At 35.7% G+C, this 25,373-nt stretch carries 16 protein-coding genes; 7 read left to right on the forward strand and 9 right to left on the reverse strand.

All coding sequences use genetic code 11. The features are described from left to right. The first annotated feature begins 91 nt into the window (after positions 1-91). Entirely contained in the window at positions 92-4,840 is a 4,749-nt protein-coding gene (locus tag OZP07_RS15255) for a T9SS type A sorting domain-containing protein (RefSeq protein ID WP_281635773.1), read from the forward strand. Between the two features lie 140 nt (positions 4,841-4,980). On the opposite strand, the gene OZP07_RS15260 is transcribed toward OZP07_RS15255, so the two are convergent. Continuing rightward, positions 4,981-7,170 (reverse strand): glutamine synthetase III family protein, encoded by a 2,190-nt coding sequence (locus OZP07_RS15260; RefSeq protein ID WP_194644047.1) that lies wholly within the window; start codon positions 7,168-7,170, stop codon positions 4,981-4,983. Between the two features lie 383 nt (positions 7,171-7,553). Here OZP07_RS15260 and OZP07_RS15265 point away from each other — a divergent pair, with 383 nt between their 5' ends. From OZP07_RS15265 to OZP07_RS15275, 3 genes are all read left to right on the forward strand, one after another. Next, entirely contained in the window at positions 7,554-8,570 is a 1,017-nt protein-coding gene (locus OZP07_RS15265; protein WP_194644045.1) for a glutamine synthetase beta-grasp domain-containing protein, read from the forward strand. Between the two features lie 126 nt (positions 8,571-8,696). Continuing rightward, positions 8,697-9,647, forward strand: coding sequence for a TerC family protein (locus OZP07_RS15270; protein WP_281635774.1), 951 nt, complete (start codon positions 8,697-8,699; stop codon positions 9,645-9,647). Between the two features lie 87 nt (positions 9,648-9,734). Continuing rightward, on the forward strand, positions 9,735-11,651 hold the full coding sequence (locus tag OZP07_RS15275) for a T9SS type A sorting domain-containing protein (protein WP_281635775.1): 1,917 nt from the start codon (positions 9,735-9,737) through the stop codon (positions 11,649-11,651). 67 nt (positions 11,652-11,718) lie between these two features. Here the strand turns inward: OZP07_RS15275 and OZP07_RS15280 are convergent, their stop codons facing one another. From OZP07_RS15280 to OZP07_RS15290, 3 genes are all read right to left on the reverse strand, one after another. Continuing rightward, positions 11,719-12,243: a hypothetical protein gene (locus tag OZP07_RS15280; RefSeq protein ID WP_281635776.1), complete on the reverse strand. Its 525-nt coding sequence runs from the start codon at positions 12,241-12,243 to the stop codon at positions 11,719-11,721. Between the two features lie 182 nt (positions 12,244-12,425). Next, positions 12,426-13,292: an alpha/beta hydrolase gene (locus OZP07_RS15285; RefSeq protein WP_281635777.1), complete on the reverse strand. Its 867-nt coding sequence runs from the start codon at positions 13,290-13,292 to the stop codon at positions 12,426-12,428. A gap of 273 nt (positions 13,293-13,565) precedes the next feature. Next, positions 13,566-14,438: an AraC family transcriptional regulator gene (locus tag OZP07_RS15290; protein ID WP_194644037.1), complete on the reverse strand. Its 873-nt coding sequence runs from the start codon at positions 14,436-14,438 to the stop codon at positions 13,566-13,568. A gap of 186 nt (positions 14,439-14,624) precedes the next feature. Here OZP07_RS15290 and OZP07_RS15295 point away from each other — a divergent pair, with 186 nt between their 5' ends. Then, positions 14,625-14,996, forward strand: coding sequence for a T9SS type A sorting domain-containing protein (locus OZP07_RS15295; protein WP_281635778.1), 372 nt, complete (start codon positions 14,625-14,627; stop codon positions 14,994-14,996). 59 nt (positions 14,997-15,055) lie between these two features. Here OZP07_RS15295 and OZP07_RS15300 read toward each other — a convergent pair whose 3' ends face one another. Together OZP07_RS15300 and OZP07_RS15305 are read right to left on the reverse strand one after the other, a co-directional pair. Then, entirely contained in the window at positions 15,056-16,726 is a 1,671-nt protein-coding gene (locus tag OZP07_RS15300) for an IS1182 family transposase (RefSeq protein ID WP_349293642.1), read from the reverse strand. 118 nt (positions 16,727-16,844) lie between these two features. After that, positions 16,845-20,285, reverse strand: a complete 3,441-nt coding sequence (locus OZP07_RS15305) for a methylmalonyl-CoA mutase family protein (RefSeq protein WP_281635779.1) — start codon at positions 20,283-20,285, stop codon at positions 16,845-16,847. Positions 20,286-20,612: 327 nt separating this feature from the next. Between OZP07_RS15305 and purU the strand changes: the two genes are divergently transcribed. Continuing rightward, positions 20,613-21,467 carry a formyltetrahydrofolate deformylase gene (gene purU, locus OZP07_RS15310; RefSeq protein WP_194644031.1) on the forward strand — a complete coding sequence of 285 codons (855 nt, stop codon included), beginning with the start codon at positions 20,613-20,615 and terminating at the stop codon, positions 21,465-21,467. A 201-nt stretch (positions 21,468-21,668) separates the two neighbouring features. Continuing rightward, on the forward strand, positions 21,669-22,391 hold the full coding sequence (locus tag OZP07_RS15315; protein ID WP_194644029.1) for a DUF4197 domain-containing protein: 723 nt from the start codon (positions 21,669-21,671) through the stop codon (positions 22,389-22,391). A gap of 227 nt (positions 22,392-22,618) precedes the next feature. Here OZP07_RS15315 and OZP07_RS15320 read toward each other — a convergent pair whose 3' ends face one another. From OZP07_RS15320 to pyrF, 3 genes are all read right to left on the reverse strand, one after another. Next, positions 22,619-23,416 carry an alpha/beta fold hydrolase gene (locus OZP07_RS15320; protein ID WP_194644027.1) on the reverse strand — a complete coding sequence of 266 codons (798 nt, stop codon included), beginning with the start codon at positions 23,414-23,416 and terminating at the stop codon, positions 22,619-22,621. Positions 23,417-23,524: 108 nt separating this feature from the next. Continuing rightward, positions 23,525-24,319: an ABC transporter substrate-binding protein gene (locus OZP07_RS15325; RefSeq protein ID WP_281635780.1), complete on the reverse strand. Its 795-nt coding sequence runs from the start codon at positions 24,317-24,319 to the stop codon at positions 23,525-23,527. A 139-nt stretch (positions 24,320-24,458) separates the two neighbouring features. Next, positions 24,459-25,280 carry an orotidine-5'-phosphate decarboxylase gene (gene pyrF / locus OZP07_RS15330; RefSeq protein ID WP_281635781.1) on the reverse strand — a complete coding sequence of 274 codons (822 nt, stop codon included), beginning with the start codon at positions 25,278-25,280 and terminating at the stop codon, positions 24,459-24,461. Between the last annotated feature and the right edge of the window lie 93 nt (positions 25,281-25,373).

The raw sequence follows: 25,373 nt of genomic DNA on the forward strand, positions 1-25,373 counted from the left end.
TTTCAATATGAAACAACATTCATTGGTTTCCCGAAAACCCAACATCTGCTGATCTTTCCTATTGATACTATGGTTTAAAAACTATATCAATATGAAAAAAATTTTCTCTTTTAAGATAAAAAGTGTTCAAGAATATTGGTACGCTTTTTCCTGTTCACTCAAAACAGGCTTCTCGAATTTAACCTCAACGGGCTTTTTAATTCGAGATAAAAAACCCCAATTTGCCAGCTGGCTTCAAAATCTAGCTTTACCAGCGGCTTTTATGGGAATCCTCTTGACCGGATATACAACGGTTAACGCACAAAACATTAAAGGTGTAGTACCAGTAGCAACTCCTTTATCTGGTGAGGCTATCGATGGGGATGGATGGGCACATGAACCCACCGGTACTATTTATGAAAACGTAGGAGACTTGTTTGACAGAGTTTATTACGGCATACCGAATCCTCCGCCTATTCCAGATCCAGCAAATCATGGAGTTCTTAATTTACTTGACGGAAGCCTTCTTTACCCAACCCAGACATTTTTTCTGCAAGATAGATATGTTAACGATTTAACTATATTTACTTCATCCAACAAAATAAATGACAATCCAAATACCTATACCTGGGGGGCAGGAACCTCTCCTAATAAAAATGAGATTCAAAATTGTGGTGCTCATTTTAGTTTTGGTAATCCTGCAATAATTGGAGGAGAGAGTACTAATGGCACCTCATTTGTCAGCGGTACAAGCAGAGCTGGTAAAGCTACCGATTTGTGGTGTATTTTTGCAGGTGACCGTCAGGTTACAAACGGAAGCAGTTATATTGATTTCGAATTTCTGCAAAAACCGTTAAACATTACAGGTGCCACATTCGGAGATTTTGATCCTACCAAAGGTGTTATGCCAATTACTGGCGGCAGCGGCGGATTTACTACTCAGGGTCTTGATGGCGGCCGTACTGTGGGGGACATATTAATCACCATAGAGTTTACTCAGGGCGGTGGCGATGCTACTGTTGTAATTAGAGTCTGGAAAGCAAAAGCTGGAGGCGGATTTGAATATGTAGTAGTCCCTAACAATACATTTCCAGGTAACGTCTTCTGCACCAATAACAACGTAACAACTACAGTCCCTTTTGATACTTACGGAACAAATCCTGGAAGTTATGCTCCTAATCAATGGGCTGAAGGTGCTATCAATTTAACAGAAGTATTTAAAAACACAAATTCAAACGATCCGTGTTTTAATATCAGCACACTCTTCATCAGAACAAGATCTTCAGGAAACTCTGCGCAGTCTGAGTTAAAAGATTTCCCTGGAGCTCCTATTCAGTTAAACTTGAATTTGATTCCAATAGCTGTGGCAGGAGATGATTTTACAAAAACTTGTATTACAAATCCTGACGGTAAACAAATTGGAGAAACTCCCCAAGCTGGTTTTACCTATTCTTGGTCACCAACAGCAGGTCTAAGCGATCCAAATATTGCAAATCCAATTGCGAATCCTTCTGCAACTACAACCTATACTGTTACAAAAACTAAAGTGGGTACTGAATGCAGTGCTACTGATTCGGTTATTGTAACCGTGAATAAACCAGAAGTAACAGCAGCAGCCGGAGCCGACTTTACCAAAAACTGTAACATGAATGCAAATGGCGGCACTATTGGCGAAGCTGCTCAGCAGGGATATACCTATTCCTGGACTTCTTCTCCTATAGGATTTACTTCAAATGCGGCGAATCCAAGTGTAAATCCGAGTGTTACTACCACTTACACCGTTACAAAAACTCACACCGCTTCGGGCTGTAGTGATACTGACGATGTAACTGTTACTGTAAACAAACCGGATGTTACTGCCAATGCAGGATCTGATTTTACCAAAAATTGTCTGGTTAATACATCAGGCGGTTCAATTGGCGAAGCTGCTCAGCAGGGATATACCTATTCATGGACTTCTTCTCCTATAGGATTTACTTCAAGTGATGCAAATCCAAGTGTGAATCCAAGTGTAACTACTACTTATACTGTTACCAAAACACATACCGCTTCAGGATGCAGTGATACAGATGATGTAGTTGTAACCGTGAATAAACCAGAAGTAACAGCAGCAGCCGGATCTGATTTTACCAAAAATTGTCTGATTAATACATCAGGCGGTTCAATTGGCGAAGCTGCTCAGCAGGGATATACCTATTCCTGGACTTCCTCTCCAGCTGGTTTTACTTCAAATGCTGCAAATCCAATTGTAAATCCGAGTGTTACTACCACTTACACCGTTACAAAAACTCATACCGCTTCTGGCTGTAGTGATACTGACGATGTAACTGTTACAGTAAACAAACCGGATGTTACTGCCAATGCAGGATCTGATTTCACCAAAAATTGTCTGGTTAATACTTCCGGAGGTTCAATCGGTGAAGCTGCACAGCAGGGATATACTTATTCATGGACTTCTTCTCCTGCAGGATTTACTTCAACTGATGCAAATCCAAGCGTGAATCCAAGTGTAACCACTACTTATACTGTTACCAAAACACATACTGCTTCAGGATGCAGTGATACTGACGATGTAGTTGTAACCGTAAATAAACCAGAAGTAACAGCAGCAGCCGGAGCCGACTTTACAAAAAACTGTAACGTGAATTCAAATGGGGGCACTATTGGCGAAGCTGCTCAGCAGGGTTATACCTATTCCTGGACTTCCTCTCCAGCTGGTTTTACTTCAAATGCTGCGAATCCAAGTGTAAATCCGAGTGTTACTACCACTTACACTGTTACAAAAACTCACACCGTTTCTGGCTGCAGTGATACTGACGATGTAATTGTTACTGTAAACAAACCGGATGTTACTGCCAATGCAGGATCTGATTTCACTATAAACTGTCTCGTTAATACATCAGGAGGTTCAATCGGTGAAGCTGCACAGCAGGGATACACTTATTCATGGACTTCTTCTCCAATTGGTTTTACTTCAAATGATGCAAATCCAAGTGTGAATCCAAGCGTTACCACTACTTATACTGTTACCAAAACACATACCGCTTCTGGCTGTAGTGATACAGATGATGTAGTTGTAACCGTGAATAAACCAGAAGTAACAGCAGCAGCCGGAGCCGACTTTACCAAAAACTGCAGCATGAATGCAAATGGGGGCACTATTGGCGAAGCTGCTCAGCAGGGATATACTTATTCATGGACTTCTTCTCCTATAGGATTTACTTCAAGTGATGCAAATCCAAGCGTGAATCCGAGTGTTACTACCACTTACACCGTTACAAAAACGCATACCGCTTCTGGCTGTAGTGATACTGACGATGTAACTGTTACAGTAAACAAACCGGATGTTACTGCCAATGCAGGATCTGATTTCACCAAAAATTGTCTGTTTAATACTTCCGGAGGTTCAATCGGTGAAGCTACACAGCAGGGATATACTTATTCATGGACTTCTTCTCCTGCAGGATTTACTTCAACTGATGCAAATCCAAGCGTGAATCCAAGTGTAACCACTACTTATACTGTTACCAAAACACATACTGCTTCTGGCTGTAGTGATACAGATGATGTAACTGTTACTTTGAATACTCTAACACCAACACCATTTACATTACACAATCTAGAAATTTGTTCTCCATTACCTGTAAGTCTTCTTTCAGCAATTCAGGAAGCATTGCCAGATCCTTCTGTAGAAAGCGTAACTTTCTGGAGAGATGCTCAAGCAATGAATGATCAGATAACTGGCAGTGACATTACAAATTTCACCGCTGGTCCTGGTACTTACACTATTTATATAAAAGAAGTACTTCTAGCATCAGGATGTTCTAGAATACAGCAGTTCAATATCGATGTTAAATCCTGCAGTGCTGCATTATGCACCTATACACAAGGATACTATGGTAACCCAGGAGGCATGTCATGTGCCGAAGGAAAACCATACAGTACTTATAATTTAATTGCCAAAGCTTTAGCTTCCTATGGAGGAACAATGACCATTGGTTCTGCCGGACATTCTGTTTGGATGACTGCTCCTGATGATATAGACGATATCATTAGAGTTATGCCTGGAGGAGGCCCTGCCAAAGTATTGTTCACTGGTGATATTCAGATAAGTTCATTAACTCCTAATTACTTAAAAAATGGCAAAATCAATAATTCTTTGTTGGCACAAACTATTGCTTTAGGCCTTAACATAGGTATAAATGGAAACCTTGGTAATTTCGAATTAAAAACAGGAACTTTTGCTGTTGCTGAACCCGAAGGGGGCTGTGGATCTGATGCTCCAAAAACCAGACAATGTTCCCCTGGAGGATACACACCAGTAATCAACGAGTTCAAATATTATTCTATCCCGACAAAAGTCATTAATGCTATTTCTCCAAAAACAGTTCAAGGATTATTTGCCTTAGCAAATCAAGCATTGGGAGGCGGAAGCACAAATGGCTTGACATTGTCCGAAATCACCGCAGCTGTTGATTTAATCAATAATGCTTTCGATGAATGCAGAATATTTGTAGGCTACGGTGTTGAACCACTTGAATGTGCAGCTCCTGTTGAAAGTCTTATCAATACTTTTTCAACAGATACTGCAAAAGTAAGTGACACTTCTTCTTTCACAGCAGCTCCGGTTCCTTTCAGAGACCAGCTTACTGTAAGCTATAATTTTGATTTTGTTACCGATGTAAAAATTGAAGTATTCAATACCATGGGAGTTGTAGTTGCATCCAGCTACGATACTAATGGCTATTTGAATAAATCCGTTTTATTAAACATTCCATACACTGGTCAGGAAGAAGTTTATATCATAAAATTAACCACCAATAGAGGAAGCAGTACTCAAAAAGTAATTTCTTCCAGATAATAATTAACCAATTTTAACCAAGAAGCATCCGCCGCAAACGGATGCTTTTTTTGTATCATTTATTTCGGTGCTGGATAATAACCGAAAACAAAAAAGACTTTCTTCCGAAAGCCTTTTTAAATTTATAAACAGCAAAAAAACTACTTAGTCAAAAGTAATTCTCTGTATTTAGTCAAAGTCCATAATTCATTGTCAACCAATAATTCTAATTTATCACAGTGGCTTCTGATAATTTCAAAATAAGGTTTTACATTGTTACAGTACGCTTCAGCCATTGCCTGTGCATCAGTCAGATTATTAGCTTTCTTTCTTTCTTCGGTCATCTCTTCTACTTTAGAATTAATTCCCTCGATATGTCCAGAAATCTCTTTGATTAAAATAATCTGTTCTTTTGCGATTGACTCAAATTCAGAACCAAAAATATCTTTCAGCCCTTTTACATTTTCAATCAAAGTATTCTGATACTTGATAGCAGTCGGAATTACATGGTTTTTAGAAATATCGCCTAAAACCCTGCCTTCAATCTGAATTTTTTTGGTGTATTCTTCCAATTCAATTTCATAACGGGCTTCTAATTCTACATGATTCATAATACCCATTTCTCCAAATAAGCTAACAGCTTGTTTAGAAGCTCTTGCTTTTAGGGCCTCCGGAGTAGTTTTAAAATTGCTCAGTCCTCTTTTTGCAGCCTCTTTTTGCCAAGCATCACTATAACCGTCTCCTTCAAAAAGTATTTTTTTAGACTGTTTGATATATTCTCTAAGCACATTAAAAATAGCGTCATCTTTTTTCATGTCTTTCGACTCAATCAAAACATCTACTTCATTTTTAAAATCTTTAAGCTGTTTAGCAACAATCGTATTTAGTGTTGTCATTGCATTAGAACAGTTTGCAGATGACCCTACAGCTCTGAACTCAAATTTATTACCTGTAAATGCAAATGGTGAAGTTCTGTTTCTATCGGTATTGTCCAAAAGAACATCTGGAATTTTACCCACAACATTCAGCTTTAAATCTGTTTTTTCTTCCGGAGATAATTTTCCAGTTGAAACTCCTTCTAATTCGGCTAAAACTTTAGTCAATTGCTCTCCAATAAAAACGGAAATAATAGCCGGCGGTGCTTCATTGGCTCCTAATCTATGATCGTTGCTCGCAGTGGCAATCGAACCTCTTAACAAAGCTTCATAATCATTTACCGCTTTGATAGTATTGATAAAGAAAGTCAAAAACTGTAAATTAGTCATTGGCGTTTTACTTGGACTCAATAAGTTAACCCCAGTATCAGTTGATAAGGACCAGTTATTGTGCTTTCCAGATCCGTTAACGCCTTTAAATGGTTTTTCGTGGAATAACACTTTAAAATCATGACGTTCTGCTACTTTATGCATAACATCCATCAACAAACAGTTGTGATCTACCGCTAGATTTGCTTCTTCAAAAATAGGAGCAAATTCAAATTGGTTTGGTGCCACTTCGTTATGACGTGTTTTGACAGGTATTCCCAATAAAATGCATTCTTGTTCCAAATCTCTCATGTATGTTAGGGCACGAGTTGGAATAGATCCAAAATAATGATCATCAAGCTGCTGTCCTTTGGCAGAAGTATGACCTAATAAAGTCCTTCCAGTCATAATAAGATCAGGACGTGAATTCGCTAATGATTTGTCAATTAAAAAATATTCCTGCTCCCATCCTAGTGTAGCTGTTACTTTCTTAACATTCTTGTCGAAATATTTACACACTTCAGTTGCTGCCTCATCCATTACTGACAAAGCTCTTAACAATGGGATTTTATTATCTAAAGCTTCGCCCGTATAAGAAATAAAAATAGTTGGAATACACAGAGTTGTACCGAATATAAAAGCTGGTGAAGTTGGATCCCATGCAGTATAACCTCGTGCCTCGAATGTGTTTCTGATACCGCCGTTCGGGAAACTCGATGCATCTGGTTCCTGCTGTACCAGCTGAGCACCTCCAAATTTCTCTAATGGATCGCTTCCGTCATACGAAGTTTCAAAAAAAGCATCATGCTTTTCTGCTGTAGTTCCTGTAAGAGGCTGAAACCAATGCGTATAATGGGTAACTCCTTTGGCTAATGCCCATTCTTTCATTCCCATAGCAATATAGTCAGCCAGTTTTCTGTCTATTTTATTCCCATACTGAACAGCTCCCTGCACTGCTTTGAAAGCATCCGAAGTCAAAAACTGCTTCATTGCCTTATCATTAAACACATTAGACCCAAAAAGTTCTGATTTCCTTCCAGTTTCCTGAAAATCAATCAGCTTTCTATTAGAAGCTTCTTTTAAAGCCTGAAAACGAATTGATGACATATCTTATATCTTAAAAATTAATATCCTTTGAATAAACATATACAAATATAAATTATTTATGTTCAACAAATAATCAAAGCATTCACGAATAAATGTGAACATAAATTTGATTAGATATAATTCAAAAAAAAATACCTGAACTTCTCAAATTTTCAATGAGAGTAATAAAATTCTTAATTAAAATTTAATATTCAAAAAATACACATTACGAATTTAATCATTATACCCCTCTAAAATTATATTTTTTCAATTATACCCCTCCTAAAATGCAGTAATATCAAAAATTTAAAACACCTAAATAAAAAGCACCCCCCAATTTTATGACATAAGTAAATTATTTTATATTTGCATCTGAAAAAACAAAAAAAATAAATTATATTATTATGGCTAAAATAAAATTAGAGTACATCTGGTTAGACGGATACGAACCAACACAAAATTTAAGAAGTAAAACTAAAGTTGAAGAGCACGAAAATTTCCAAGGAACACTTGCTGAACTAGGAAACTGGTCTTTTGACGGTTCTTCTACAAAACAAGCTGAAGGTGGTTCATCTGACTGTTTGTTAGTACCAGTTGCAATCTACCCAGATCCAACACGTATCAATGGATACTTAGTAATGTCTGAAGTTATGTATGCTGACGGTACTCCTCACCCTTCAAACGGTAGAGCTACTATTGATGATGACAATGATGATTTCTGGTTTGGATTCGAACAAGAATACTTTATCATGGACACTAAAACTTTATTACCTTTAGGTTTCCCTGTAGGAGGTTATCCAGCTCCACAAGGTATGTACTACTGTTCAGTAGGCGGAAAAAACACACACGGAAGAAAATTAGTTGAAGAGCATGCAGATTTATGTATCGCTGCTGGAATCAACTTTGAAGGTATCAATCAAGAAGTTGCTTGTGGACAATGGGAATTCCAATTGTTTGCTAAAGGAGCTAAAAAAGCAGGTGATGAAATCTGGGTTGCTAGATACTTACTTGACCGTTTGACTGAGAAATATGGTTACTATATTGAGTACCACCCAAAACCACTAGGTGATACAGACTGGAATGGTTCTGGAATGCACGCTAACTTCTCTAACGAAGTATTGAGAACATGTGGAGATCAAGCTACTTACGAGAAAATCTGTGAAGCTTTCCGTCCTGTAACTGCTGAGCATATTGCTGTATACGGAGCTTACAACGATCAGCGTTTGACTGGTAAACACGAAACTGCTTCTATTCACGATTTCTCTTATGGAGTATCTGACAGAGGATGTTCTATCCGTATTCCTTTAATGACCGTTCAAAAAGGATGGAAAGGATGGCTGGAAGACAGAAGACCAGCATCTAATGGTGATCCATACAAAATTGCGGCTAGAATTATCAAAACTGTAAAATCAGCGTTGTAATCATAACCAAATTAATCACAAAAGTGCCTTTCTAACCGAAGGCACTTTTTTTATTTAAACAAATTACAGTATCTTTAGAAACCAATAAAGTTCAAATTTACCTGAACACATTTAAAAGAAGCCGTTATGATCGTTTGGATATTATTTCTCATTCTAATTTTTATATTTCTAGGCCTTGATTTAGGAGTATTTAATAAAACACCGCATATAATAAGCACAAAAGAAGCGAGCAAATGGACAGCAATCTGGTTTACCTTATCAATGCTCTTTTCTGGAGTTGTCTATTGGCTTTACTCAACTGATTATGTAGTCAACCAAAGTCATTTAAAACCTTCTGTAGCAGCAATGAAATTCATAACAGGCTACCTGATTGAATTATCATTAAGCATAGACAATATATTTGTAATTGCACTGATTTTTGCCTCCTTCAAAATCCAAAAAAAACTCCAGCACCGTGTTTTATTCTGGGGTATATTAGGAGCAATTATTTTTAGGGGAATAATGATTTTTTTCGGAGTTTTATTAATCCAAAAATTCAGCTGGACCTCTTATGTTTTTGGAGCTTTTCTTTTATTTACAGCCATGAAAATGCTTTTCAGCTCAGATGACAATGAAGAATTCGACCCAAAAAAATCTATAATCTATAAAGTTTTAGGAAAAATAATCCCGATTTCAACTCACACGGACAAAGAACATTTTTTTATAAAAACCAAAAAAGGAAACGCTGCTACCCCTCTTTTTGTAGCACTGATAATTATAGAAGTAATGGATGTTGTTTTTGCAGTAGACAGTGTTCCTGCCATATTAGCCATTACAGCTGATCCTTTTCTTGTTTTTAGTTCCAACATTTTTGCCATACTCGGATTGCGTTCGCTATACTTTTTCCTTGCCAATATGCTGGAAAAATTCAGCCATTTGGAATACAGCCTGATCGCTATTTTAAGTTTTGTTGGACTAAAGATGCTACTGCATGATTATATAGAAATTCCAGAATGGGCTTCGCTTGGGTTTATCGCTTTGGCACTTGCAATCGGCGTTATTGTTTCTTTGCAGATTAGCGAAAAAGAGAAAAAATAAGTTACTCAATTAATATAATAAAAAAGGGAAATCGAAATGATTTCCCTTTTTTATTATATTACACTTTTAATTTAACATAAAAATCTTATGTTAAATCAGGTAATTTTTAGTACAAAATATAAAAATTGTAATATTTTTACACCATTGATTAATTCATCAAAAAAAGCAAACATTATGAAAAAAAATTATCTTTATTTAGTTCTTTTGTTACTTACCAATTTATTAGCAGTAGGACAAAAAGTTACACTAACGCCGATAACGGTAAATGGTGCAAATATAAGTACCGGACCAATCAATTTAGGCTCTGTTAATAGCTCAACCGTTACACTATCTGTTAAAGTAGCATTAAAAATCGCCCCAAATGACAGCAGTCCTGGCACCATTAATATTTATCAACAAAAAAGTGCTTCATCTCCTGCTTTTGCCCCTACAGGAGGCAACGGTGGAGAAATGCTTTTCTTAGGAAGCACAACAGCAGAAAGAAGTTTTAACATTTCATTAGAATTTTCAAATTTCGATCCTAGTGGTGGTATTATTTATGCAGAGTATAAAACTTATTCTGGTACAATATATAAAAGCGACCCCATTTCTGTTATAAGACAATCAAGCAGTACTGGAGGAAGTGGAATACCTGCCGATGCGCCAAACCCAGCAAACATATCAAATACTTTATGCTGTAACCAGACAGTAAGACTTGGTGACAAACCAGCCCCAATAGTTGGTTCACAATATGCAAATCCATATGAAAATTATGGTTATGGTATAAACAGCTCATTCAGCATCAACAGTAGCCTACCTTTTGAAATAGATAAAATTAATAAAACCTTAAATTTCGATTATACAACTGAGCTTAAAAATATTACAATTACAAGAAGCTTAGGATACAACTCTAGTACTAACTTACCTAATAAAAGCAATACTGTAACAATTACTGTGGTTCCTTCACCAATACTGTCCAATAAAATTTCTATAAGTAATATCCCTGAAAATTCAGAAGGCTATTGTGAATTCTCTAGTTTAAAATCAATCAGTATAATGGGGCAAACATCATTTGTAGATTTAAATATTTTAAACGATCCATCTCACATATATGTAAGAGGTGATGAAATCTCTCAAGTAGAAAATTATAAATGGGAATATACAAAAATTGACAAAAATAATCCCAATGGTAAAAAACTTTGGATTGCAATCTCAAATGAGAATCTAGGCAGTTTAAATGATTTTAATCCTAGTCTATTGGATTCAAAATCCGAAGACAATTACTACATCATAAGAAGAATCGTCAGCTACAAAAACATATCAAGGGTGAGTAATGAAGTAAAAATAATGTCAAGAGGAATGGGAAACAACAATACTATTTGTTGCGATCAAAACTTAAAAATAACATCCCTCACAGAATTTGACAGTCCTCAAACAATTATTGGCTCTACTCCAATCATTCAAGATTCTAATATTACAGGAACAAATCTCCAAATAACATCTATTTCCTATCAATGGCAAAGTCAGTTAATTGGTCGAAGTACAGGATCTTGGTTAGATATTTCTGGAGCCATATCTAAAGATTACTTACCTAATTCTATAAAAGTAGTTGCGAATAATGGGGGACGAGGAGGTCAAGCTAGCTTCTCTCTTGAATCAAATTATAATTATAGAAGAATTACTAAAATCAACTATACAGTTTTTGATAATAAATGGATTAATGGATCACTATCTAGTTACAGTAATGAAGTTTCACTAACTGGAAGCTCAGATCCAGAAAGCACGAAAATTTATCCAAATCCAACAACTTCAATCCTCAATATTGAGAATAGCACCTTAGATATTTCACAAACTAAAATAAGTATTATTAATATTATGGGCATGGTGGTAAGTTCAAATAATTTTTCCATTATAAATCCAAATTTAATAAGCATTAATGTTTCAAATTTAATAACAGGAACTTACATTATCAAAATTGAATATAACGGCATCAATATTGCTCAAAAAACATTTGTGAAAAATTAATATTTCGTTAGGCATAAAAAAAAGGAAATCAAGAGATTTCCTTTTTTTTGTTATTGTTTCAAATAATCTAATTCAATTTTTTAACATTTCTATCATCAATACCATAAGCTTTAATAACAGCATTATAATCTGAATAATCAACTTTTTTGTTAGTCGTTTTTGATGTTGGATATGTTAAATACCCCGGAATAATTACAATTCTAAATATTTGATTTAGTCTAAAACTTGGAAGAACACTTCCTAAATCATTTCCTTCCATAAAGATACTAACATCATTAATACTAAAATCAAATTTGAATCCAAAATCTCGTCTTCCATCATTAAGATAATATGTTTCAGGGAGTGATTTCCAAATATCTTCTCCTCCATCAGTTGAACCCGATAATCTATAAACCAAAACCATTTGCGATTTTTTGATTGCAGGAGAAAGCAAAATCATCGGTGCATAGCCATTTGTTGAGCTGAAATTAATTTTTGAAACCTCAAAAACCTCACTATCTGGTCCTGGCTCTCCCGGAGGTCCTTCTGGCCCTTCACAGCCTTGAAAACCAAACATTCCTATAACCGCCAAAAGTGTAATTATTTTTTTCATCTTATTTATATTTAAAGTTCGATAAAGGTATTTCAAAAATCAAGCCAAAAAAATTATTTATTAAAAATTCATTCACAAAAACTCAATCGTTATCGATTAAAAAAACCTATATACCTATTGTTATAACTCAAAAAAAGCTTCAAAATTATCTATTAGTACAGTAAAACTAAAATTGATAAATTCTAATTAATCAAGACACCATTGCTTTTTAAAACTTTACTAAAAAAAAGTACCTGATACGGCAATGCATTTTCCCAGTATTCCCATGTATGTGCGCCTGGTCTTTCGGTATAATCATGGGAAACTTTACCATAAACCAGCCTTCTATGCAGTTCTCTATTGGATTCAATAAGAAAATCATCAACACCGCAATCTATAATTAAAGCTAGTTTATTGGCTTTAATTTTATCAACCATACCCATTACAGCATTTTGCACATATAAGTCCGGCTTACTGCTTTGATCACCAAAAATAGGCTGCATTAATTTTATAACTTGATCATTCGGTTCCCTTCCTAACATTATTCCCATATCTACTGCTCCGCTCATGCTTCCAGCTGCGCAGAACAATTCGGGATGTTTAGCCGAAAGCGATAAAGCACCGTGCCCTCCCATAGACAGTCCCGCGATAACACGGCCTTTTTTGTCATTAACAGTTCGGTATGTTTTATCAATTTTCTGAATCACTTCGGAAGTGATGTAGGTTTCAAACTGACTGCTTTTATTTACAGGACTGTCAAGATAAAAACTAAACGTTTCGCCTTCCGGCATTACAATTATAATATTATACTGGTCGGCTAAATCTTTAACAGTATTTTTATTGGGAGTGTTCGATAACCAATCGGCAAAATGCCCGTAAGCTCCATGCAAAAGATAAAGAACAGGATAAACTGCTTTTCCTTTGGCATACGAATTTGGTAATACTACTGCAGCTTTATACGTTTTACCCATAGCAGCACTAGGAATCTGCAGAGTATCAACTGTTGATGCAAAAGACAAAACGGTATTGCCAAATAAAAACACAATACCTATTATAAGTAACTTTCTCATATTCTTCTTTTATAATGGTGAACTGTAAATATACAATTTCCTAAAACAAAACTTACTTTATTGGCATTAAATAGAGTTTAAAACTATGCACTTTCAGTGCATCTCGCTTTAGCTTCTAAAAAAGTTTTTGCCACAGATTCACAGATTTTAAAATCATTTTTTATCTATGAATCTGTAGCAAAATTTGATCAATTTTCGCAATCCAACCACGCAGATTTCAGTCTGCCTAACCAAATCCATGGACTTTCAGTCCATAATGGTTTAGCAGATAAATTACTCAATCATAGACTTTAATTCATTCCTGTATTGTGAAGCACTTTTTCCAGTAAATGCTTTAAAAGATTTGTTAAAATGGCTAAAATTATTAAACCCGCTTTCAAAACATATCTCAGTAATACTTTTAGTATTCTCCGACAAAAGCTTTGAAGCGTGAACCAGACGATAATCGTTTACAAAATTGGTAAAGGTCTTGTTGGTTATTTTTTTAAAATATCTGCAGAAAGAGGGAGTTGTCATACTGACCATGTTTGAAACAGTTTCCAGCTGAATAGGTTCCTGAAAATGGTCTTTTACATAATTAAAAACCACATTGATCCTATCGCTATCCTGAACCTGCATTTCTAACGTAAAACCATCTGCATTCAAAATGGTGTATTCATCACTCATCCCTAAGTCATTCAAAATCCGAATCATCCGTAATAATCGATCAAAATAAGAACGGTTTCCCATCTCATCAATAATAGGTGCAATCCTTTTTATGGTTTCTTTACCAAATGCAATTCCTGCTTTTGCTCTCTTAAAAAGCTGCTGAATGTTTTTTAGTTCTGGAACTTTCAAAAAATCGCTTCCTAGAAAATCAGCAGGCAATTGAATAACAATTTCATTTTTATTCCCCGTTTGTTCGTTTGTAAATCCGCAATGAGGCAGATTACTGCCTATTAATACCAAATCTCCATCTGAATAATACGAAATATGGCTTCCTATCTGTCTCTTTCCAGAACCTCCGTTTACAAAAACAAGTTCCATTTCGGGATGATAGTGCCAGAGATCCGCTTTACAGTTCTCATTTTCAACATATTTTGCAAAAGTAAACGAACTGCCAAAAGTCGGGGTAATAACTTCTAATGCCGGGCTAATTTTTTTCATGAGCGTTTATTTAAAAAACTATTCAAATTTACCAAAAAACAGTCCTATATTATCTATTTTTAACATACAACGTTTTCGTAAGGTTAAAATAACATATAAATTGGAAAATCCTGTTGTGTTGTGCAATCGATTATCCTAGTACATTTGTAAAAGAAATTTAAACCAATAAATTTAAAAACAGAACATATGAAAACGATTTTAAAACTTAGTTTAGCTGTATTAGTTACAATGACAACAATCAGCACTTATGCAATCAATGGTGATTTCTCACTAAGAGTATTGAGCGGTAATGGCAAAGAAATTAGTTTTGCTGTAAATCAAATTCAAAAAGCGAATGTAGCTATTACTGACAGATTTCATAACATTATCTATACTGAAACAGTTACTGGGAAAGAAGGTATTTTGAAAACTTACAGCTTAGAAGAATTCCCAGAAGGAACTTACTTTTTAGAAGTAGTAATCAACTCTAAAAAAGTAACTCACGAAATTGTTGTTACAAGAGAAGGATCAACTTTATCAAAAAAATCTATTCAAGACCAAAATATAGCTACTAACTAAGCTTGTCCTTTTAGGTCTTACTAATTCACAAAGAGGCTGTCCGAAAAGGACAGCTTTTTTTATGCTGCAAATTTCAGGAATCGATTTTGGGTTGGTTGATTAATGAAAAAATATTCTGTTACAGTATTTAAAAGGTAAATATGGTCTTTTAGGGCTCTATTTAGAACTCTGAAGGAAATTTTTAGATGAGTTTTCGACGCATCATTGTTCTTTGCTATCATTTTTCTAAAATTATGCCCGATAGCCATCAATAGAAATTCCATTTCCACTTTTTCGATGCTTGTGAAAGTAAACCGGTTGAATTTATTGTTGTTTTTTAGCTGTCCGAATACTGCTTCAACTTCTATTGGGCGTTTGCTTCGGTGTTCGAGTCCTTTTTCGCTCATGAGCAGCTCTTTGGCCTGAGCCCTTAATTGGTTCAGGCGGTGGTTTACTTCTATTGTTCTGTTTCCTTTGGCTTTATGGCACAAACTTCTAAGTGGACATCCATCACATCTTTTTGCTTGATAATAAGATACTTGTGATTCGTATCCGTTGGCCGATGTCCGTTTTCCACTGCCAATGTTTTCCATTCTTTGTCCCATTGGACACACATAAAAATCCTGCTGTATATTGTAGAACAAATTCTGGACAAGAAACGGATTGTCCTTCATTTTTTTCTTCTGTTCTTTGTGAAAATAATTATACTTTACATAGGTCGTTATGTCTTTATTTTCAAGCATTTCGTAGTTTTCTTCGCTTCCATAACCAGCATCGGCTACAACTGTTTTGCTTTGTTTTTGATACATTTTTTCAAATTCCTCCAAATGGGATTTTAAAGTCGTAGTGTCGTTAGGTGTCTGATGAATGGTTACGTTGGTAATGAATTGATTTTCAGTAGAAATCTGAGGATTGTATGCAGGTTTTAACTGTCCGTTTTTCATATGGTCTTCCTTCATTCTCATAAAGGTAGCGTCAGGATCTGTCTTACTGTAGGAGTTTCTATTGCCTAAAATCACTAAATCTTTTTCGTATTTTTCAAGCTTTGGCAGGTGCTCTTCCTGAAGCTTTTCAAGCTCTTTGGTTATCTTCTTGTTGGGCTCTTTGAGTTTTTTATTGAGTTCTGATAATTTTTCTTTCAGCTCTTCCGAGTTTATTTTTTTTGGTAATTCTTCCTTGTTGACTTCTTGATTATCTGATAAAATACTGTTTTCAATGTCGGATAAGATACTGTTGATTTTTACTTCGAGCTTTTCTTTGTATTTCTCTATAGAACCCCGCCAGACAAAGGTGTATTTATTGGATTTGGCTTCTATTTTTGTTCCATCAATGTATTGGATATCCAGACTGACATAGCCCATTTCCACAAGCATTTTGACCACCTCTGCAAATAAATCTTTGATGTTTTCTTTTAAAATCTTTCCTCTAAAATCGTTAATGGTTCTAAAATCAGGAGTTGAGTTGCCTGAAATAAACATAAAATGAATGTTCTCAGTAAGTGCCTTTGCTATTTTTCGGCAGGAATAAGTGTTGCTTAAATAACTGTAAAACAAAACCTTAAGCATCATTCTGGGATGATAGGCCGAGGTGCCTCCTCCTTTATATATTTTAAGTATATGACTTATATCCAATGAATTGACAATCTTATCCACTAAGCGGACAGGATGGTTTTCTGAAATTTTATCAAAAATATTTATCGGAAAAAGTTCCGGTGTATTGATCGATTGCGATTTAAATATTACTTTAGCCATTGCTCGTTTTTTGTGCAACTCTAAGATACTATTTTAGATTAAAAACAGCAAAAAAAAGGCTGTCCTTACTTTTTGGACAGCCTCTTTGTTTTTTAAATTATTACAGAAGAATTAATAATTACATATTTCGTCTATACTGTCCTCCTACTTCAAATAAAGCTTCGGTAATCTGCCCTAATGAACAAACCTTTGTTGCTTCCATCAGATGTTCAAATAAATTATCTCCTTTTACTGCAGCTTCCTGCAGCGTCGCTAAATGTTCCTTTACCAAATCGGCATGGCACTGATGCAGATTTTTCAGCATAGTAATCTGATATTGTTTTTCCTCTTCGGCAGCACGAATTACTTCTGCTGGAATAACCGTTGGAGAACCTTTCGAACTCAGGAATGTATTTACCCCCACAATCGGGAATTCTCCCGTATGTTTCAAGGTTTCATAATACAGACTCTCCTCTTGAATCTTAGAACGCTGGTACATCGTTTCCATGGCTCCAAGCACTCCGCCTCGCTCTGTAATTCTGTCAAATTCCTGTAAAACTGCCTCTTCAACTAAATCGGTCAGCTCTTCGATTATAAATGAGCCCTGAATAGGATTCTCGTTTTTGGCCAGACCTAATTCTTTATTAATAATCAGCTGGATTGCCATTGCTCTTCGCACCGATTCCTCAGTTGGCGTTGTAATTGCTTCGTCATAAGCATTAGTGTGCAGTGAATTGCAGTTATCATATATTGCATACAGCGCCTGTAAAGTCGTACGAATATCATTGAAATCGATTTCCTGCGCATGCAGTGAACGTCCCGAAGTCTGAATGTGATATTTCAGCATCTGGGCTCTTTCATTGGCACCGTATTTATTTTTCATGGCTTTCGCCCAAATTTTACGAGCAACACGACCAATTACAGCATATTCCGGATCGACACCATTGGAAAAAAAGAACGACAGATTAGGTCCGAAATCGTTGATATCCATTCCACGGCTCAAATAATATTCTACATAAGTAAAACCGTTTGAAAGTGTGAAAGCCAGCTGCGTAATTGGATTCGCACCAGCCTCGGCAATATGATAACCCGAAATTGAAACCGAATAAAAGTTTCTGACATTTTGGGCAATAAAATATTCCTGAACATCACCCATCAATCGCAATGCAAATTCGGTTGAAAAAATACAGGTATTCTGTGCCTGATCTTCTTTTAAAATATCAGCCTGAACCGTTCCTCTGACTTTTTTGAGCGTTTTAGCTTTTATCTTTTCATAAACCTCCAGAGGTAAAACCTGATCTCCCGTTACTCCCAGAAGAAACAGACCTAATCCGTTATTCCCTTCAGGCAAATCGCCTTGATAGTGCGGGCGCTCTACTCCTTTTGCTGCATAAATTTTATTGATTTTATCTAAAACCTCATCTTCCAGATTGTTTTCATGGATATAATGCTCACACTGCTGATCAATAGCAGCATTCATAAAAAAACCGAGCAGCATTGGTGCCGGACCATTAATCGTCATACTCACAGATGTCATTGCGTGAACCAAATCAAATCCCGAGTATAATTTTTTAGCATCATCCAGACAGCAGATTGAAACTCCGGCATTTCCAATTTTCCCATAAATATCAGGACGCAGATGCGGATCATTTCCATACAAAGTAACACTGTCAAAAGCAGTCGAAAGTCTTTTTGCCGGCAGTCCTGCACTTACATAATGAAACCGTTTGTTAGTTCTTTCAGGTCCGCCTTCGCCGGCAAACATTCTAGAAGGATCTTCTCCGTCACGTTTAAACGGGTACAAACCAGAAGCAAAAGGAAATTCTCCAGGAACATTCTCCTGCAGACACCAGCGCAGAATATCGCCCCAAGCTTTGTACTTTGGCATCGCGACTTTTGGAATTTGAGAATGGGACAGCGACTCCGTATGTGTTGCCATTTTTATTTCCTTGTCACGAACCTGAAAAGTATATACTGGATTTTTATATTTACTTACTTTTTCGTCCCAATTGAGAATCATTTCCCAATTATAAGGATCCAGATCCATTTTTACTTTATCAAATTGATGCAGCAGAAGATTGATAAAAATTCTGTTATCATCATGTTCTGCCAATGCACTTGGAAGAACTGAACTATCGTCAATTCCAGCTTTGTTAATCACGGGAACTTTTCCAGATACACTTTCGAGCGTTTTGAAAATTCCATATAATTTTTGAGCCACTTGCTCCTGACTCAAAGCTATAGTATCGTATTTCCTGTTATTTTCAGCAATTTCAGACAAATAACGGGTTCTATGAGGAGGAATCACAAAGATTTTCTCGCTCATTTCACGGGTAATTTCAAAAGTCGATTTCAAATCAGCATCCGTTTTTTCAACGATTTTGTCCATGATAGATTTATACAAAGTATTCATCCCTGGATCGTTGAACTGCGAAGCAATCGTTCCATAAACCGGCATTTGATCCGGGTTTACATCCCAAAGATTATGATTGCGCTGGTATTGTTTTTTCACGTCACGGATAGCATCCAAAGCACCGCGTTTGTCGAATTTATTAAGAGCTACCAGATCGGCAAAATCAAGCATATCAATTTTTTCCAATTGAGTAGCAGCACCAAATTCGGGTGTCATTACATATAAAGAAACATCCGAATGATCCATAATTTCCGTATCCGATTGACCAATACCAGAAGTTTCCAGAATTATAATATCATATTTGGCCGCTTTTAAAACCTCAATAGCTTCGGCTACATATTTTGACAATGCCAGATTGGATTGGCGCGTAGCCAACGAACGCATATATACACGAGGATTGTTTATCGCATTCATACGGATTCTGTCTCCCAATAATGCACCGCCAGTTTTACGCTTTGAAGGATCAACAGAAATTAATCCGATTGTTTTTTCTGGAAAATCGATTAAAAATCGGCGCACTAATTCGTCTACCAATGATGATTTTCCTGCGCCGCCGGTTCCTGTAATTCCAAGAACAGGAATCTTTGATGTTTTATTTTTTTCGTGAATTGTATCAAAAAAAGGCTTTGCTATTTCAGGAAAATTCTCAGCTGCCGAAATTAAACGTGCAATTGCAGTAGGGGTTTTATTTTCGATTAAATCCAATTCATTTGTTAATTTATCTCCGATAGAAAAATCAGAACGTTCAACTAAATCGTTAATCATTCCCTGAAGTCCCATCGCACGTCCATCATCGGGAGCGTATATTCTGGTAATTCCGTAAGCCTGCAATTCTTCTATTTCAGATGGCAGAATAACACCTCCGCCACCGCCAAAAATCTTGATATGCCCCGCACCCTTTTCCTGAAGCAGATCATACATGTATTTAAAATATTCGTTGTGTCCTCCTTGATAAGAAGTCATCGCAATGGCATTAGCATCTTCCTGAATCGCGGTGTTCACCACTTCTTCTACACTTCGGTCATGACCAAGATGAATTACTTCAACTCCTGTGGACTGAATAATCCTTCTCATTATGTTTATTGCAGCATCGTGACCGTCAAAGAGTGATGCGGCAGTTACGATTCGGACTTTATTTAAGGGCACGTAGGGTTTAACTAATTCCATTTTATGAATATGATAATTTAAAAGCGCAATTTACATAAATTTTAAAATAAAAATCAACAAAAACAATATAAAACACAAAATATGATAACGTTGTTTTTTCCTAAGAAAACAGGGCTGTTTTCACAAAAAATTGGTATTTTCGATGCCTAACCCAATAAAAATGATTTAAGATTTTTGATTAACTATATTCGATTTTTGAAGTTATAAAACTTATAAAAAACAATAATCTTTGCGTTCAGCAGTATAAAAATCTAAAATCAGAAATCGTTCATCATCATTCAAAAATCCATAGGAATTGCTCCTAATTATTTTAGAAAATTTAAACAAATGCAGAGAATTACCATACTTATCCATTGTGAAGATAAAAAAGCGATTGTTGCCTCGGTAACGAATTATATCGCTTCAATTGATGGAAATATTATTTACCTTGACCAGCATGTTGACGCAGATGAAAACGTATTTTTTATGCGGCTGGAATGTGAATTCAGTAAGCTTAATTGGAATATTGAATCTATAAAAAGCCATTTTCAGGAGAATCTTGCTTCTCCGTTTAATATGAATTGGGCAATGTATCCTCAAGACCAAAAATCCAGAATGGCTTTATTTATATCAAAATATGATCATTGCCTGTATGATATTTTAGGACGCTACTGTGCTGGAGAACTCCCTCTTGAAATCCCTTTAATCATAAGCAATCACGAAGATTTAAAACCCGCTGCCGAACGTTTTGGCATTCCGTTTCATCATATTCCTTTTACGAAAGACAGCAAAGAAGAAGGCGAAAAAGCACAGATTGAACTATTAAAAGAATTTAATATTGATTTTATAGTTCTGGCCCGCTACATGCAGATTATCACTCCAAATTTAATATCCCTTTACAAAAACAGAATTATTAACATCCACCACTCTTTCCTTCCTGCTTTCCCGGGTGCAAAACCGTATCACTCCGCTTTTAAGCGCGGGGTAAAAATTATTGGTGCAACTAGCCATTATGTTACAGAGGAACTGGACGAAGGACCAATTATTGAACAAGATATCTCAAGAGTTTCCCACAGCCATTCTATTGAAGATTTTATCATGAAAGGACGTGATCTGGAACGTATCGTACTAGCTAGAGCCATAAAATTACATGCCGAAAGAAAAACGATGGTGTACAATAACAAAACGGTTGTGTTTTCTTAATATCACTAATACGCATAGAGTCAGCCACAGATTAAAAAGATTTACACAGATTTTAAAAAAAAACTTTAATAATCAGTACAATAACTATCAAAAAAGATTCTTGATACAATTTTCGATTAGAAAAACAAAATCTAAACAAATAATACTTAAAAACTAAAGCTGGCTTATAAAACAATCAATCACAGCTAACTAAAAACAAAAATGAAAAAAGCCCTACTCCTGTTCTTAATCCTGCCAGCAATCAGCAATGCACAATTCAAAGACATTTTAAAAAAAGCGACAGATAAAATAAGCACTGCAGCAAGTTCCAACAGCAGCTTAGATATTGCTGCCGGATTAAAAGAAGCTCTCAACAAGGGCGTATCGGTACAGGTTTCGAAACTGACCGCTCTTGATGGTTTTTACAAAAACGAAGCTGTAAAAATCCTAATGCCCGAAGAATTAGCCAAACTAGACAAAACACTTCGAAAAATGGGCATGTCAAAATTGGCAGATGAAGGCATACTGGCCATGAACAGAGCAGCTGAAGATGCTGTAAAAGAAGCTACTCCAATATTTGTTACAGCAATTAAAAACATAACCATAACCGATGCAAAAAGTATTCTGCTTGGAAATGAAAATGCTGCAACTGTTTATCTGCAGTCATCGACACAGACACCGCTTTATGGAAAATTCAATCCCGTGGTGCAGCAGTCAATTGGTAAAGTTGGCGCCGATGTAATCTGGACCAAAATCATAAAACAGTACAATACTATTCCATTTGTTACCAAAGTAAATCCAGATCTTACGGATTATATTACACAGAAAGCACTTGAAGGAGTATTTAAAATGATTGCTGTTGAAGAAAAAAACATCAGAACCGACATCAATGCCAGAACATCAAATGTTCTTAAAAAAGTGTTTGCACTGCAGGACAAAAATTAAAATCAATACAAATCTAGAGAACAGCTTATTAAAAAAAAATAAGAATTTTAATATGTTAAAAACAAATCTCAAACCTTAACTTTTTAAGAATAACTAATAACAATTCCTTAACAGCAAAACATAAACATTATACTGATCTTTGCAATGTAATAAACTGGTTATTTATTATTTTGGTTTTGGTTAGTCATAAAATTGCCTGCATCAAGAATGGTGCAGGCATTTTTTATTTACGCTCTGACCATTTTTGGTTTATTTATAAAAGATAAAACTGCAGTATTAAAAGCATTCGGCTGCTCAACATTTACTACATGTCCGCAATTTTCGATTACAAATAACTGGGATGATCTATAATGACTTTCCACTACTTTACGGACAGCCGGCAGAAACATATAATCTTCTTCTCCCATAACATAAAGCGTAGGAATATTCAATTCTACCTGACGAAACCACTTTAACACAGGATTTATCTCGGCTGTGAGTTTAAACCATTTTATAAATTCTTTCTGGTACAGCTTTTTGGCTTCGGTAATAAAAAGTGATCGGGACTGCTTATGATTTTTTTTAGGCATAATCACAAATGCGAAAAACTTATACAAAACCAAATAAGGCAGTACATATTTAAAAGTATTCCCCAAACGCATTAAAATCTGAGAACGAAAATTCATTTTTAAGATAGCGCCGCCCAGAATCATGCTCTGTACTCTGTCCGGGTACATTTCGGCCAGCTGTCTAATTAGAATAGTTCCTAATGATATTCCGACAAAATGTGATTTTTCAATTTTCAGATGATCCAAAACTTCAAGAATATCATGAGCTAAGGCTGAAAAAGTATATTTTTGTTTGAATGCCGTTTTTAAAGTGGTTTTGGACTCTCCATGACCTCTTAAATCCAATAACAGAATATTGTAGCTTTTTTTAAAATCTCTAATCTGCTTGAACCAAATCGACGAACTTCCTCCTGCGCCATGCACAAACGTGACCCATTGATCGCTGTTTTCGTTCTTATATAATGTATAATTAATCACTTATGTTTTTTTTGCTGGACAAATATAGTTCTTTTTTAGGCTTCTGAATTGCAGGTTTTTCAGATTATTAGTTCATTCCGCTTTTGATTTGTTAGATTTCTAAACTTTTTAAATGCTATTATGTAAGTATTTAAAGTAATCAAAAGCCTTTAGCAATCGGGTGCCGTACCATGAAAACATTTCACCGTCCACTAAAACAGCTTGGGCATTATCTGTAGATTTCACTATATCATAACCGTCCTCCGCTTTAAAAGGAAACGGTTCTGAAGAAAGCAGCACTAGATCCAAACTTCCATCAGCATCCATTTTTTCAAGATCAATTTCGGGATATCTTTCCTGCGAAGCATACTGATTCTGAAAATGATTCAGCTTTAACAATTCATCTATAAAAGTACCTGAACCAGCTGTCATATATGGATTTTTCCAAATAAAATAAGCCACGTTCCTGATTGGAAAATCTTGGATAAAATTTTTAAAATCGCTCAAGGCAAAAGCCAATTTATCGTTCCATTTTCTGGCTTCGGTTCTCTTATCAAAGAGCTGTCCAAAATCGGTTATCATTTGAAAATTGTCTTCTAAAGTAAAAATATCAGTCACCCACACTGTACAGATTTTTTTTAATTCTTCGACTATTCCCTGAGTATTCTCTTCTTTATTACAAATAATAATATCGGGATTCAATAAACGGATTTTATCGTAATTCACTTTCTTGGTACCGCCAACTATTTTCTTGGTGGATTTGAGATGATAGGGATGCACACAAAACTTAGTGATTCCAGCAATATTTTCTTCCAAACCCAAATCATAAAGCAGTTCGGTTTGGGAAGGCACGAGAGAAACAATGCGTTTGGGAGTCGTTTCAAAAGAATGAGAAAAGCCGATCTGATCTTTTAATTGTTTCATTTTTTACTTTTGGATTACTTTTTTTTAACACTAAGAAAAAAACAAAGTTCACAAAAAACTTTGCGAACCCTGCGAAAGTCTTTGTGAACTTTGTGTTTAAATTATTCTCAAGCGAGAACTGCTTTAAACCTTAAACAATTTAAGCTTTTAAACCAATAATAGCCTCCATTTCCTGCTGCATTTTCAAAGCTTCGGCTCTGGCTGCATCGGCAAAATCTGTTCCGTTTGAAGCATAAAGAATCGCTCGGGAAGAATTAATCAATAAACCTACATTATCATTCATTCCGTATTTACAAACTTCTGAAAGACTTCCTCCTTGTGCGCCTACACCAGGCACGAGCAGGAAACTGTCAGGAACAATTTTACGGACTTCTGTAAAATACTCGGCTTTGGTAGCACCAATCACATACATTAAGTTTTCAGAATTTTTCCATGTTTTAGAAGTTTCCAATACCTGTTTGTACAATTCCTTTCCATTCACCTCCAAAGTCTGAAAATCAAAAGCACCATCATTAGAAGTCAGTGCCAGCATTATGGTATGTTTATTTTCGAAAGCAAGAAAAGGCTCAACAGAATCTTTTCCCATATATGGAGCGACAGTCACACTGTCAAATTTTAAATCCTCAAAAAAAGCTTTGGCATACATCGAAGACGTGTTCCCAATATCTCCTCTTTTGGCATCTGCGATAGTGAAAATTTCTGGGTGTTTTTCATTGATATACTCAATTGTTTTCTGCAGTGAAATCCATCCTTTTATTCCATAAGCCTCAAAGAATGCAGTATTAGGCTTATATGCCACTGCCAAATCATGAGTTGCATCGATAATAGCCTTATTAAATTCGAAAATTGGATCTTCTGTTTCTAATAAATGCTGCGGAATTTTATTCAAATCTACATCTAAGCCTACGCATAGAAATGATTTTTTGATTTTGATCTGTTCGCAAAGCTGTTGTGTTGTCATATCAAGTTTAGTTCTGGGATGCAAATTTACAAAGTTGAATCTAAAAAACTTGAAATTTTGCAACATTACTGAGCAATTGTATAAGAGTTTTGA

It is taken from the genome of Flavobacterium marginilacus, from assembly GCF_026870155.1.
Taxonomy (GTDB): domain Bacteria; phylum Bacteroidota; class Bacteroidia; order Flavobacteriales; family Flavobacteriaceae; genus Flavobacterium; species Flavobacterium marginilacus.